This window comes from Ideonella lacteola, from assembly GCF_038066555.1.
Lineage (GTDB): Bacteria > Pseudomonadota > Gammaproteobacteria > Burkholderiales > Burkholderiaceae_C > Ideonella > Ideonella lacteola.
Genome location: NZ_JBBUTG010000001.1, coordinates 154,993 through 167,496, shown reverse-complemented (window position 1 = coordinate 167,496; position 12,504 = coordinate 154,993). Strand labels below are relative to the sequence as shown.

Genomic DNA, 12,504 nt, shown 5'->3' with positions numbered 1-12,504 from the left:
TTCCGCCGTCAAACGGCCGCGGTGATGACGATTTCGATCTTCCACTCGGGCTTGGCGAGCGCGGCCTGCACCGTGGCCCGTGCCGGCGTCTGGCCAGGGACGACCCAGCCTTCCCACACCGCATTCATGGCCGCGAAGTCCGCCAGGTCGGCCAGGAAGATCTGAGCCCGCAACACCTTGGTCTTGTGGCTGCCCGCCCGCTCCAGCAGGGCATCGATGGCGCCCAGCACCTGGCGCGTCTGGCCGGTGATGTCTTGCGAAGCGTCTTCGGCAATCTGGCCGGCCAGGTAGGCCACGCCGTTGTGAACGGTCATTTCCGCCATGCGCGGGCCGGCGTCGAATCGTTGGATCGTCATCTCAATGCTTTCGGTGGTGATGGTGTTTGCCGTGGTGACCAGTGGCAGGCGCGGGGGCGGGGGCCGCAGGCGAGGCTTTCTGGCCCAGCTTCGACTCCGTGCCGGCCAGCAGCTTGCGGATGTTGCCCTCGTGCCGCCAGACGAGCAGCAGGCTCATCACGCCAATGGGCAGCACCATGGCCGAGGCGCCCCAGTTCAGCAACTGGAAGAACGGCGCGAAGGCGGCCGCCACGAGGGCAGCCAGCGACGAATAGCGGGTGAAGAACGCCACGATCACCCAGGTGGCCAGCGTGGCCGCGCCCAGCAGCGGGTTCAGCGCCAACAGCACGCCAGCAGCGGTGGCCACGCCTTTGCCGCCCTGGAAACGGAAGAAGATCGGCCACAAGTGCCCCAGAAACGCCGCCAGGCCGATCAGCCCGATCGTCAGCTCGCCCCAACCCAGCCGGGGCTGCACCCAGAAGGCGCCGAGCACCGGCAGATACCCTTTCAAGGCATCGAACGCCAGCGTCAGCACCGCTGCGGCCTTGTTGCCGGATCGCAGCACATTCGTGGCCCCGGGATTGCCCGAGCCGTAAGTCCGCGGGTCCGACAGACCCATGACCCGGCTGATGATGACCGCGAACGACAGCGATCCGATCAGATAGGCGGCCACGATGGCGGCCAACGAGTACAGGTAGAGCATCCCGATTTCACCGTAACGGCCTCTGGGCCGGGGCCGAAGTGTAAGCGTCCATCACCCCTGCCCGTCGTCGTGGCGCCACCTCGACGCCAGCACGGATTGGCGGCAACCCGGGGCTTGGGTATGCTGGACAGACGGCCGGATGCCCGGCAGGACCGCCCACTACCCTGAGAAACACCCGAGGGACTGAAGGCTTGCTGCGCATTAACTCGTCACTGGTCACGCGGATGCTGGTGTCGGTTGCAGCGTTTGCCGTGCTGGTGTTCGTGCTGGCGGGGGGCATCGAGCTGTGGCGTGAGCGGGGCGAACTGACCCGTTCGGCCCATGTGCGGGCCGATTCGGCCCTGGCGCTGAGCTCGCCGCCGATCGCCCTCGCACTGTGGAACTACGACCTGGCCACACTCGACCTGCTGGCACGCAATCTGGTGCGAGACGGGGCCATCGTGCGGGTGCAGGTGCTGGCGGACGATGGCAAGGCGCTGGTCGATGTGTCGCGCCCCGGGTTTCAGCCCGCCCCGGGCAGTGAGCCTGAAGACATGCCGCTGAAGGTGGCCGCCCGGCCGATGCCGATCGGCACATTGCGCATCAGCGAATCCTTCGCCGAGATCGACGCGCAGATCGAGCACCGGGCAATGCAGCGGCTGCCGTGGGAATTGCTCAAGGTGGTGGCCATCGCGCTCGGCCTGTTGTGGGTGATGCACCGGCTGGTCATTCGCCGCCTGCTGGCGCTGGTTCACGACCTGCGTGACTTGAAGACCGATGACCCCACCGCCCGTCTGCCGGTACAAGGCTCGCCCGACGGCTCCGGCGACGAGATCGTGGTGCTGAGCCAGGCCCTGAACCGCTTCCTGGATGCGCGCGCCGTCGAAACGGGCCGCCGCGAATCCGCCGAGCAGCAACTGCGCGAGGGCCTGACCGAGCGCTCGGCCATTCTCGGTTCGCTGCGCGATGGCCTGTTGGCTCTCGACGGCGCCATGAGCGTTCGATACGCCAACGACGCCGCCGCGCGGCTGCTGGGCCAGGCCCCGGACGGCCTCTCGCGTCGCGGAACGCTGGCCGGCATCGCCCTGGTCGAGACGCTGAACGGCGACATCGAGTTGGCCGAATGGCTGTCGCAGCGCATGCGCAGGCGCGAGGCCCGCACCGACCGGCTGACGCTCAAGCCCGCCAGCGCGCCGCCGTTCGAGGCGCAGGCGCAGATCACGCCTGTCAGCGGCGCCCGCGAAGTGGTGTGGATCGTCGTCGTCTCGGACATCTCCGACGCCTTGCGCACCCGCGCGGCCGAACAGGCCCGCGCCGCCGCCGAGGCCGCGAGCCTGGCGAAGACCGAGTTCCTCTCGCGCATGAGCCACGAGTTGCGCACCCCGCTGAACGCCATCGTGGGCTTTGCGCAATCGCTGGCGCAAGACCCGGCCGTGCAGAACGACCCCAAGCGGCGCGAAGGGGTCGCGTTGATCGAGCGCGCCGGTTGGCACCTGACGGGCATGATCAGTGATGTGCTCGACCTGTCACGCATCGAATCCGGCCGGCTGCGCCTCGCGCTGGGGCCGGTGGACCTGGCACCGCTGGCGCGCGACGCGATGGCCTTCGTGGCGGCCGACGCCGAGCATGAGCAGGTGCGCTGCTCGATGGAGATCGCTGACACGGCCCGCTGGGTGCATGCCGATCCGGTGCGGGTGGAGCAGGTGCTGGTCAACCTGCTGAGCAATGCGGTGAAGTACAACCGGCCCGGCGGCAAGGTGAGCCTGCGGGCCCAGCCCGGCACCACGCCCGACACGGTGCAGATCATCGTGCGCGACACCGGCCTGGGCATGACGAGCACCCAGCTCGATGGGCTGTACCAATCGTTCAACCGGCTGGGCCGCGAATCCTCCGGCAAGCCGGGCGCGGGCATCGGCCTGGTGGTCACTCGCACCCTGGTGTCACTGATGCAGGGCCACATGAACGTGCGCAGCCGCCCCGGCGTCGGCAGCGAATTCATCGTCATCTTGCCGATGTCCCAGCCGCCCAGCGAAGTGCTGGAGCACGCGGCCGAGTACTACGACGCCGAGCCCGCTGAGGGTCGGCAGCGCCGCCTGCTCTACATCGAAGACGATTCCGTCAACGCCTTGGTGATGGCCGCGCTCGTCGGGCGTCGCCCCGATCTGAAGCTGGATGTCTGCGGCACCTTGGCCGAGGGCCTGGCATCGATACGCAGCAAGGCGCCCGATCTGCTGCTGCTGGACATGCAACTGCCCGACGGGCGCGGCCTCGATCTGCTGGCCACGCTCGCGGCCGATCCCAGGCTGCGCAGGTTGCCGGTGGTGATGGTGTCGGCCGACGCGATGGACGAAACGGTCAACGCGGCTCTGGCAGCGGGTGCGCGGGCCTATGTGACCAAGCCCCTGGCATTCGATGAGGTGCTGCGCCAGATCGACGCGGTGATGGCGTCCTCCACCACCACGATGGCGGGCGGGCTGGACGGCCGCTGAGCCGCGCGCGCCCGCGCTCTCCACCCGAGGCGGCGCCGTCAGCAGCCGTCAGCGGCCGTCAGGCCAATGCGCAGCTCACCGGCTGAGCCCCGAGGACCTCGGTCAACACCGCCGGCGGGATGCCGATCAGGTAGCCGCGCCGCCCGCCGTTGATCAGGATGCCGGCCAGGTCGAGCACGGTGGCCTCGACATACACCCGCATTGCCTTGCGCGTACCGAAGGGCGAGGTGCCGCCCACCAGGTAGCCGCTGTGGCGTTGGGCCATGTCGGGCTTGCACGGCTCGACGCTCTTCACGCCGATGGCCCGCGCCAGGTTCTTGGTGCTGACCTGCCGATCACCGTGCATCAACACGATCAGCGGCTCGGCCTTCTCGTCCTGCATCACGAGTGTCTTGATCACCTCGTGCTCGGGCCGGCCCAGCTGGCGTGACGACTCGGCCGTGCCGCCGTGGTCCACATAGTCGTAGACATGTTCCGTGAAGGCCACCCCGTGGGCCTTGAGCCACTGGGTGGCCGGGGTTTCGCTGACGTGTTTGTCCTTCTTCGCCATGGTCACTGCGCCGGGTCGCGGATCTCCCAGCGGATCTGATCGATGGCCGCCAACACCTCGCCTGACAAGTTGGTGCCCCAGGCGTCGATGTCTTCGTCGAGCTGTTCGCGCGTGGTGACCCCGATGATGGTCGAGGCCACGCGCCAGTTGGTGTAGCACCAGGCCAGCGCCATGCGGGTGGGCGTGAGGCCGTTGTCGCGCGCCAGCGCGTTGTAGCGCCGCGCTGCGGCCAGCGCCTCGGGGCGGCCCCAACGCTGCTGCTTCATCCGCTCGAACAGCGCCATGCGGCCCGTGCTGGTCGGGTCGTGGATGCCCCGCTCGTCGTACTTGCCGGTCAGCAGGCCAAAGCCCAAGGGCGAGTACGGGATCAGGGCCACGCCCAGGCGGTGCAGCGTCTCGTCCAGCCCGTTGTCCAGCGAGCGGCTGATTAGGCAGTACGGGTTCTGCACGGTGAGCACGCGCGGCAGGCCGTGGGCCTCGGCCACGCGCACGAATTCGGCCACGCCATACGGCGTTTCGTTCGACAGGCCGATGTAGCGCACCTTGCCCGCTTTCACCAGGCCCGCCAGTGCCTCCAGTTGATCGTGCACCGAGGTGTACTCACCGTCGCGGCCGGGGTCGAAGTAGATCGAGCCGAAACTGGGTGCGTTGCGGTTGGGCCAATGGATCTGGTAGAGATCGATCCGGTCGGTCTGAAGCCGCTGCAGGCTGGCGTCGCATGCCGCCCGGATGTCAGCGGGCGTCAGATCGGCCGCCCCGCCGCGGATCCACGGCATGCCGCGCGATGGGCCGGCCACCTTGCTCGCGATTACCAGCCGCTCACGCAGCCCAGGGCGCTGCGCCAGCCAGCGGCCGATGATGGTCTCGGTGGCGCCGCAGGTCTCGGCCCGCGGCGGCACGGGGTACATCTCGGCGGTGTCGATGAAGTTCAACCCCCGCGCCACGGCGTGGTCGAGGATGGCGTGCGAGCCCGGTTCATCAACCTGCTCGCCAAAGGTCATGGTGCCCAGGCAAATCGGGCTGACCAGCAGGTCGCTGCGCCCCAAAGGTATCTGCTGCATGAAAAAGAGGCTTCCGATGAGGAAGCCTCCAGTGTGCCGCAGTGGCGGGCCGGGCGCTGCCGCCGGCAGCGGCGGCATGCGCCCGTCAGCGGGCCTTCGCGGCCTGGCTCACTGCCCCAGCTTGGTGATGAAGCGGTTGGTGAAGCCCCAGGTACCGGCTTCGCCATAGCTGTTGCAGGTGGGCGAGGCAAAGCCCGGCGGGCAATCGTTGTCGCGGTCGAGCGACCAGAAGTGAATGCCCGAGAGCTTGTTGCTCAACGCGAAGGCCGACACCTCGTCCACGTCTTCCAGCGTGAAGGTCTCGTCGACCGTGTCGTTGCCGCCCACCATCGGGGTGATCTCGATCTGGTTGTACGGCACGCCCCAGTGGTTGTGCAGGTTGTTGGCCGCCTGGATGGCCGACTTGCCCATGTCGCACTTGCCGTTGACCACCACGCAGTTGGTGGGCGAGGTGCTGCCGTAGTCCATCGTCATCAGGTTGATGATGTAGTTGCTCAGCCCCTGCGACTTGATCGAGTTCATCGTCCGCACACCCGCATCACCCAGGCTCTGCGGCGAGCTGCCGCCCAGCGTGGCCAGCGTGAAGCTGAAGCGCAGCTTCGGGTGCTTCGATTGCGCCGCCTTGACCCGCGCCACCAACCCATCGATCACCGCCTGGCTCTGGTTGGCTTCGATGTCGAAGTCCACGCCCTGCAGCATCGGCGAATCGTAGGTGCTGATGAACTTCTCGAAGCCGGCGTCCGAGCCGCAGCTGAACGAGCCTGCCGCACCGCCGGTGGAAATGATGTACTGCCGTCCGGCTGCCACCCACTTCGAGACGTTGGCCGCCACCAGGGCCGCCGGCGTGACGCCCGCCCAGTTCTCCGAACCGCATTCGCCCGTGGCGAAGGCCCAGGTGGTGGACTTCTGCTTGGCCGGCATCACGCTCAACACCGGTTGCAGCGAACCGGTGACCTTGGTCGACAACTCACTGGTGTTCCAGTTCATGTTGATCGTGATGTCCTTGTACGAGCCGAACACCAGTTCGCCCGGGGGCGGTGGTGTCACGTCGCATTTCTTGGACTTCGTCCAGGGCTCACCGCTGCCCTTGGGGCCGCTGTTCTGTGCCGGGTCCTGGTTCAGCGACTTCGACAGGGCCTTGTAGCCCTTGCCGTTTTCGGTGACCAGCGAACCCTTGGGGTACGTGTAGTCGGCCCGCCAGGCGTCGCACGGTGCAGGCGCGGGCGGCGGGGGCGGTGTGCCGCCGCAGCTGTTGATGGGCGTCCACGGCTGCCCGCTGCCGTCCGGCCCGTTGTGCGTGGCTGGGTCATCCCCTTGAGTCCACCAGTTGGCGACGTAGCTGGCGCCATTGCGCGTGACGGTGTCGCCCTTGACATAGGCGACGGCAGCGTCCCACGGCTGGCACGCCGGTGCGAGCTGCACCTGGCTGCCCGCGGCCGATGCGGCGGCGGGCGCGAGGCAGGTCGTGGCGGCCACGGCCGCCGACAGCACGGCCAGCCAATCGAGTCGATGACGCCGCGCTCCAGCGGCTGCAGATGGGGTCATGACAGTCTTCTCCTGTTTTCGGGGGGTGTCGAGGCCGCGCGGTTGGCGTGCGGCGGGCTGCAGTCTCCCCCCGTGATCAGTGGTCTGCTTCAGGTAAAACCACTATAAGACCAGTAAATGAATCACCGCCTTGTAATGGGGCGTAAACGGCCTCGCCACCGTGGCCACCCAAGCATGTCAAGAACGTACAAATGCCTGAGTAAATTGATAGCCCTCGACAGTGCGGCGCCGATCGTTCACGGCCGATCAGCGCCTGTAGACCAATCGCATTCCAGTTGCCACATCTGAGCGCGAAGAAGCAGACCAGTTGATGCCCCAGGCTGGGCGGCAGGCAGCCAGAAAGAAGGGGCGCGATGGCCAGCCAATGGCATCGCGCCCCTTTTTGCGACGGGCGGCGGCCCGCGCGTCGGCGGGCCGCCCTTCAACCACGCGGCGTCACTGACCGAGTTTGGTGATGAACCGGTTGGTGAAGCCCCAGGTGCCCGCCTGACCATAGCTGTTGCAGGTGGGCGAAGCCCAGCCGGGCGCGCAGTCGTTGTCACGGTCCAGCGACCAGAAGTGCACACCCGAGAGCTTGTTGGCCAGCACGAAGTTCGACACGGTGTCCACGTCGGCCAAGGTGAAGGTCTCGTCCTGGGTGTCGTTGCCACCCACCATCGGCGTGATCTCGATCTGGCTGTACGGCACGCCCCAGTGGTTGTGCAGGTTGTTGGCTGCCTGGATGGCCGACTTGCCCATGTCGCACTTGCCGTTGACCACCACGCAGTTGGTGGGCGAGGTGCTGCCGTAGTCCATCGTCATCAGGTTGATGATGTAGTTGCTGAGCCCCTGCGACTTGATCGAGTTCATCGTCCGAACGCCCGCATCGCCCAGGCTTTGCGGCGAGTTGCCACCCAGCGTGGCCAGCGTGAAGCTGAAGCGAAGGCCCGGGTGCTTGGGCTGCGCCGCCTTCACCCGTGCGACGAGGCTGTCGATCACGGCCTGGCTCTGCCCGGCTTCGATGTCGAAGTCGACGCCGATGAGGCTGGACGAGTTGTAGGTCGCGATGAATTTCTCGAAGCCGGCGTCAGAGCCGCAGCTGAACGAGCCCGCCGCGCCACCGGTGGAGATGATGTATTTCTTGCCGGCAGCCACCCACTTGGACACGTTGGCCGCCACCAGCGCTGCCGGGGTGACACCGGCCCAGTTCTCCGAGCCGCATTCACCGGTCGCAAAGGCCCAGGTGGCCGTGCGCTGCCGCGCCGGCATCACGCTGAGCACGGGCTGCAGCGAACCCGTCACCTTGGTGGAAAGCTCGGTGGTGTTCCAGTTCAGATTGATCGTGATGTCCTTGTACGAGCCGAAGACGAGCCCGCCGGGCGGCGGCGGGGGCGGCGGCGGCGCATCGCACTTGGTCGTCTTGCTCCAGGGTTGGCCGCTGCCGGGTGAGCCGTTGTGGGTGGATGGCTGCTGGTTCAGCGTTTGCGACTGGGCCTCGTAGCCGACCGCGTTTTCCTTGACCAGGGCGCCCTTCGGGTAGGTGTAGGTGCCCTTCCATGGGTCACAGGGCGCGGGTGCCGGCGGTGGGGGCGGGGGCGGAGGGGTGCCGTTGCAACTGCTGATTTGCGTCCAGGGCTGGCCGCTGCCCGGGCCGCCGTTGTGGGTGGCCGGGTCGTCACCCTGTGTCCACCAATTGGCCTTGTAGCTCACGCCGTTGCGGGTGGCCGTGTCGCCGCCGACATAGACCTGGCTGGCCGACCAGGCTTGGCACACAGGCGCGGCGGCATTCGCCACCGGTGCGACGGTGGAAGCGGCGTGTGCGGCCCCGGCGCCGAGCAAGCCGGCTGCAGCGACCGAGGAAGACAAAACGGACAACCAGTCGAGACGTTGGCGCCGCAGGCTGGCGCCTTTTGATGTGGACATGACGGGCTCCTTGGAAGGATGGGCTTTTCCGCCATGCCCCAACGGCCGGCGGCGACGCCAGTCTGCGCCGACGTGAAACAAATTGCTTCAGGCAAAACCACTATAGAACCAGTAAACACTCTTCATGGTCAGCAGGGTGACATTCGCGACCGACACCGCACGGATGCGACCCTTGATAGATCGCCAACTTCATAGGTCGATGGTTGAACAGTCCGCCACCGCCAAGCGAGTCTCCCAGTCCAGATGAGCAAGCCATCAAGACATAACCAATTAAGAACCACTTCCTCAATTGATGGCACCAAGCATGCAGTCGACCGAGATGCGATGTTCTTGTTTGACGTCTATTTTTTATCGTTTAACATTAAGTCCATGATCTCGCCATCCACCGCGCCACGCGCCTCCGCCCTGCCGTTGACCGTCCGCCTGCGCCGCCTGTCGCGCTGGATTCGCGGCTTGTCGCTGGTGGCCGGGTTGCTGCTGCTGGCGACGCCGCTGATGGTGTTGCTGATCCCCGAGACGCTGATGGACGCCGGCTTTCAGCAGATCGGTGGGCTGGACATGGTGGGGTTGTCGCAAGACGGCTTGACGCTGGCGGTGCGCACCCGGCTGGCGCTGGTGACGCTGTGGCCCGTCGGCATCGGGTTGGGCCTCATGTGGCAGCTGTGGTCGCTGTTCGGCGAGTACCTGAAGGGCAACGTGTTCGGCCAGCGCGCCCTCACCTGCCTACATCGCTTTTCCGCCTTGTTGCTGGCCTTGTCGATCACCATCCCGCTGTCGCACGTGCTGCTGTCGGTCGCCGTGTCGTGGGACAACCCACCCGGACAGCGGCAGCTGATCGTCTCGATCAGCTCGAACGACTATGCGCTGGTGCTGGGTGCGTTGGTCTTTCTCGCCATCGCCCGTGTGATGGGCGAAGCCGCTCGAGTGGCCGAGGAGAACGAGGGGTTTGTCTGATGGCCATCCTCGTACACCTCGATGTGATGCTTGCTCGACGCAAGATGCGCTCACGCGAACTGGCCGAGCATGTGGGCATCACCGAGCAGAACATTTCGCTGCTGAAGTCCGGCAAGGTGCGGGGCGTTCGTTTCGACACGCTGGAGCTGATCTGCAAGGTCTTGCAGTGCCAACCTGGCGATCTGCTGGAGTACCGGCCCGATGACGACACGGCCTGATTCGCCGTGGGCCACCCGGCGCCACGGCGCCGGTCTCGGCCTCGCGGTGCTGGCACTGCACTTGGGGTTGATCGTCGCCCTTTGGCACGCGATGCATCGGCGCGTCGTGGAGGTACCGCACGAACCGCTGGCGTTGATGCTGTGGCCGCTGCGCGAACCCACCCCGCCACCGACACCCGATCACCCAAGGCCTCAGCCCAACGTGCCGACCCGCCAGGCCGAGGCCGCCCACCGATCCGACACACCTTCGCCCGCCACACCCTCGCCCTCCCCACGCCCCGCCGTCCGGCCGCATCAATCGACCTGGATCACGCCCGCGCCAACGGCACAGGCAGCGCCTTCCAGCCTGCCCACGCCCGAGGTGTCGGCCCAGGCTCCCGCGGCATCCGCCCCACCGGCAGAGCGGCTGCTGGACAGCGCTGCCACCCGCGATGCGATCCGGCAGGCAGCTCGCCGCCCCTTGCTGCAGGAACGCGCCGCCGAGGCGACGGGACAGCCCATCGAGCGGACCGACACGGCGCTGGCCCGAGCCGTCCAGGAGGCGGCCGAACCCGACTGCCTCAAGGACCCGAAAGCCGCCTCCGGGCAGATCGGGCCCGTGGCGCTCGGCGGCCTGCTTGGCCTGCCCTTCCTCGCCGCGCGCGCGGTCACCGGGCGCTGCGCGCGCTGACGATGCCACCGCTGCGTTGCCTCGCCGCGCTGCTGGCCATCGCGTTGTTGTGGCCGCCTGCCTGGCGGGCGCCTGCGGCCGCGCCCAGCACCCCCACCACTCGGCCAGCGCCAGCCAGCAGCCCACGGCAGGCAGTCACGCCACCGCCCGAGCCGGGCTGCCGCCCGCGCGACTGGCGATGCTGAGGCCTGTGCGCCGCTGCGACGAGGCGTGCCGCGGCGGGCCGACGCCGCGGATTCACGGGCCTGCGCCGCTACCGTGGCGCGGCCGCGGCCAGGCGGGCTCGCTCTTCCTCCTGCAAGCGCAGCACCCGCCGCTGCACCTTGCCGGTCGTCGTCATGGGCAAGGCATCGATGAACTCGATCTCCTTCGGGTACTCGTAGGGCGCGAGCTGGCCGCGCACATGGCGCTGCAGGTCCGCGATCAACTCGTCGCTGCCGGCGCAGCCAGGGGCCAACACGACATAGGCTTTCACCACCGCCCCTCGCTCGGCATCCGGCTTGGGCACCACCGCCGCGTTGGCCACGGCCGGGTGCTTGACCAGGCAGTTCTCCACCTCGCTGGGGCCGATTCGGTACCCCGCGGCCTTGAAGACATCGTCGCTGCGCCCCTGGTACCAGAGGTAGCCGTCTTCATCCATCACCGCCGTATCGCCGGTGCGGCACCAGCTCGACGCCATCGGGCCAGTGAATTTCGCGCGGGTCGCGTCATCGCGCTTCCAGTACCCCAGGAAGAAGACCGGGTCCGGGTCACCCTGCACATCGAGCCGATGAACGGCCACGTCGCCGGGCGTGCCGCGCGGGCACTCGCGACCCTCGTCGTCGATGACGGCCACACGGTGCCCGGGATAGGCGCGCCCCATGCTGCCCGGCCGCGCGGGCCAACCGATGCAAGGGTGACCGTCGGTGCCCATCGTCTGGCTGCAATTGCCGACGATGTAGTTGATCTCGGTCTGCCCGAACATTTCATTCACCGTGAGCCCCAGCTCCGAGCGGCACCACTCGAACACCGCATCACCCACCGCCTCGCCGGCGCTCATCACCGCGCGCAGCGCCAGGCTAGGGTAGCGCTCGCGCGGATGAGGCACCGCCTTCATCATCGCCTTGAGTGCCGTGGGGAACAGGAAGGTGTTGGTCACCCGATGCCGTTGCATCAGCTCGAAGGCCCGCTCGGCACCGAATCGCCCCCGGAACGCCACGATCGGCACGCCGAAGTACAGAGCGGGCAACAGGGCATCCATCAGCCCGCCCGTCCAGGCCCAATCCGCCGGGCTCCAGAAGACCGCATCTGCCGGTGCGCCACCAGGCCCCAGACGCCGTTTCGGTGCCCCGCCGCCGCCACGAAGCCAGTTCTGGCTGCAGACAAAGCCGCTCAGGTTGCCGATCAAGGCGCGGTGGGGAATCAAGGCCCCCTTCGGTGGGCCGGTGGTGCCGCTGGTGTAGATGAGCACGGCCGGGTCGTCCGCGTGGGTGCGACGCGCGGTAAAGGTGGCGGCCTCGCGCGCCAGCACCGCATCCCAATCGATGTCTCCCTGCCCGGCCGCCTGGCCCACCGCCACCACGGTGCGCAGCGAAGCACACGACGCGCGGATGGATCGGAGATGGGCCATCGAGCTTTCATCGGCCACGGCCACGCGGGCCTCGCTGTCGTTCAGGCGGTACTCCAGCGCGTCCGGGCCGAACAACATCGACAGCGGCATGGCCACCGCGCCCAGCTGGTACACGGCCATGTGGGTCACCGCCGTCTCGAAGCGTTGCGGCATCACGATCGCCACGCGATCACCTGGCTTCACACCCAGCCGGCGCAGTGCATGGGACAAGCGGTTCGCCGCCGCCTGCAGCTCGGCATAACGGTGCAATGTCACGGCGCCATCGTCGCGTTCGGCGCGGATGGCCACTGCGCGAGGGTGGCTGCGCGCCCAGCGTCCGCAGCACGCGTCGGCGATGTTGAACCGCGCCGGCACCTTCCACCGAAAGCCGCCATGCCAATGCCCATAGCGGTCTTCGGCGTTCACGTCATCAGGGTTGACACGGTCAACCCCCGCCATTTCCTTGTCGTTCATCCTGCCAAGCGTAAGGCGATACCCCGCCTCGTCCCA

Annotated in this window: 12 protein-coding genes; 4 read left to right on the top strand and 8 right to left on the bottom strand. The window is 67.6% G+C overall.

Annotation, left to right across the window (positions count from 1 at the left end; genetic code table 11):
* Positions 1 to 8: 8 nt before the first annotated feature.
* Positions 9 to 356 (bottom strand): RidA family protein, encoded by a 348-nt coding sequence (locus AACH06_RS00550; protein WP_341423636.1) that lies wholly within the window; start codon positions 354 to 356, stop codon positions 9 to 11.
* 1 nt (position 357) lies between these two features.
* Complete coding sequence (plsY, locus tag AACH06_RS00545; protein WP_341423635.1) at positions 358 to 1,038, bottom strand: glycerol-3-phosphate 1-O-acyltransferase PlsY; 681 nt, start codon at positions 1,036 to 1,038, stop codon at positions 358 to 360.
* A 191-nt stretch (positions 1,039 to 1,229) separates the two neighbouring features.
* Here plsY and AACH06_RS00540 point away from each other — a divergent pair, with 191 nt between their 5' ends.
* Complete coding sequence (locus AACH06_RS00540) at positions 1,230 to 3,506, top strand: hybrid sensor histidine kinase/response regulator (protein WP_341423634.1); 2,277 nt, start codon at positions 1,230 to 1,232, stop codon at positions 3,504 to 3,506.
* 58 nt (positions 3,507 to 3,564) lie between these two features.
* Here AACH06_RS00540 and AACH06_RS00535 read toward each other — a convergent pair whose 3' ends face one another.
* From AACH06_RS00535 to AACH06_RS00520, 4 genes are all read right to left on the bottom strand, one after another.
* Positions 3,565 to 4,056 carry an aminoacyl-tRNA deacylase gene (locus AACH06_RS00535; RefSeq protein WP_341423633.1) on the bottom strand — a complete coding sequence of 164 codons (492 nt, stop codon included), beginning with the start codon at positions 4,054 to 4,056 and terminating at the stop codon, positions 3,565 to 3,567.
* A gap of 2 nt (positions 4,057 to 4,058) precedes the next feature.
* The gene (locus AACH06_RS00530) at positions 4,059 to 5,117 is read right to left on the bottom strand and encodes an aldo/keto reductase (protein ID WP_341423632.1); all 1,059 of its coding nucleotides are present in this window, start codon (positions 5,115 to 5,117) and stop codon (positions 4,059 to 4,061) included.
* Positions 5,118 to 5,225: 108 nt separating this feature from the next.
* The gene (locus AACH06_RS00525; RefSeq protein ID WP_341423631.1) at positions 5,226 to 6,662 is read right to left on the bottom strand and encodes a carbohydrate-binding protein; all 1,437 of its coding nucleotides are present in this window, start codon (positions 6,660 to 6,662) and stop codon (positions 5,226 to 5,228) included.
* Positions 6,663 to 7,097: 435 nt separating this feature from the next.
* Positions 7,098 to 8,564 carry a carbohydrate-binding protein gene (locus AACH06_RS00520; protein ID WP_341423630.1) on the bottom strand — a complete coding sequence of 489 codons (1,467 nt, stop codon included), beginning with the start codon at positions 8,562 to 8,564 and terminating at the stop codon, positions 7,098 to 7,100.
* Positions 8,565 to 8,933: 369 nt separating this feature from the next.
* Between AACH06_RS00520 and AACH06_RS00515 the strand changes: the two genes are divergently transcribed.
* Genes AACH06_RS00515 through AACH06_RS00505 form a run of 3 tightly spaced genes read left to right on the top strand, consistent with a single transcriptional unit; the run spans position 8,934 to position 10,406 of the window.
* Positions 8,934 to 9,518, top strand: coding sequence for a DUF2975 domain-containing protein (locus AACH06_RS00515; RefSeq protein ID WP_341423629.1), 585 nt, complete (start codon positions 8,934 to 8,936; stop codon positions 9,516 to 9,518).
* Positions 9,518 to 9,736: a helix-turn-helix domain-containing protein gene (locus AACH06_RS00510; RefSeq protein WP_341423628.1), complete on the top strand. Its 219-nt coding sequence runs from the start codon at positions 9,518 to 9,520 to the stop codon at positions 9,734 to 9,736. The genes AACH06_RS00515 and AACH06_RS00510 overlap by 1 nt, the downstream gene beginning before the upstream one ends.
* Positions 9,720 to 10,406 (top strand): hypothetical protein, encoded by a 687-nt coding sequence (locus AACH06_RS00505; protein WP_341423627.1) that lies wholly within the window; start codon positions 9,720 to 9,722, stop codon positions 10,404 to 10,406. Before AACH06_RS00510 ends, AACH06_RS00505 begins: the two co-directional genes overlap by 17 nt.
* Here the strand turns inward: AACH06_RS00505 and AACH06_RS00500 are convergent.
* Positions 10,384 to 10,545 carry a hypothetical protein gene (locus tag AACH06_RS00500; protein WP_341423626.1) on the bottom strand — a complete coding sequence of 54 codons (162 nt, stop codon included), beginning with the start codon at positions 10,543 to 10,545 and terminating at the stop codon, positions 10,384 to 10,386. The genes AACH06_RS00505 and AACH06_RS00500 overlap by 23 nt on opposite strands.
* Positions 10,546 to 10,659: 114 nt before the next feature.
* Positions 10,660 to 12,468 carry an acetate--CoA ligase gene (locus AACH06_RS00495; RefSeq protein ID WP_341423625.1) on the bottom strand — a complete coding sequence of 603 codons (1,809 nt, stop codon included), beginning with the start codon at positions 12,466 to 12,468 and terminating at the stop codon, positions 10,660 to 10,662.
* Positions 12,469 to 12,504: the final 36 nt, after the last annotated feature.

Excerpts from the sequence above, each read along its gene's own strand:
- AACH06_RS00550 (WP_341423636.1), bottom strand. The coding sequence starts at position 356 with ATGACGATCCAACGATTCGACGCCGGCCCGCGCATGGCGGAAATGACC.
- plsY (WP_341423635.1), bottom strand. The coding sequence starts at position 1,038 with ATGCTCTACCTGTACTCGTTGGCCGCCATCGTGGCCGCCTATCTGATC.
- AACH06_RS00535 (WP_341423633.1), bottom strand. The coding sequence starts at position 4,056 with ATGGCGAAGAAGGACAAACACGTCAGCGAAACCCCGGCCACCCAGTGG.
- AACH06_RS00530 (WP_341423632.1), bottom strand. The coding sequence starts at position 5,117 with ATGCAGCAGATACCTTTGGGGCGCAGCGACCTGCTGGTCAGCCCGATT.
- AACH06_RS00525 (WP_341423631.1), bottom strand. The coding sequence starts at position 6,662 with ATGACCCCATCTGCAGCCGCTGGAGCGCGGCGTCATCGACTCGATTGG.
- AACH06_RS00520 (WP_341423630.1), bottom strand. The coding sequence starts at position 8,564 with ATGTCCACATCAAAAGGCGCCAGCCTGCGGCGCCAACGTCTCGACTGG.
- AACH06_RS00515 (WP_341423629.1), top strand. The coding sequence starts at position 8,934 with ATGATCTCGCCATCCACCGCGCCACGCGCCTCCGCCCTGCCGTTGACC.
- AACH06_RS00510 (WP_341423628.1), top strand. The coding sequence starts at position 9,518 with ATGGCCATCCTCGTACACCTCGATGTGATGCTTGCTCGACGCAAGATG.
- AACH06_RS00505 (WP_341423627.1), top strand. The coding sequence starts at position 9,720 with ATGACGACACGGCCTGATTCGCCGTGGGCCACCCGGCGCCACGGCGCC.
- AACH06_RS00495 (WP_341423625.1), bottom strand. The coding sequence starts at position 12,468 with ATGAACGACAAGGAAATGGCGGGGGTTGACCGTGTCAACCCTGATGAC.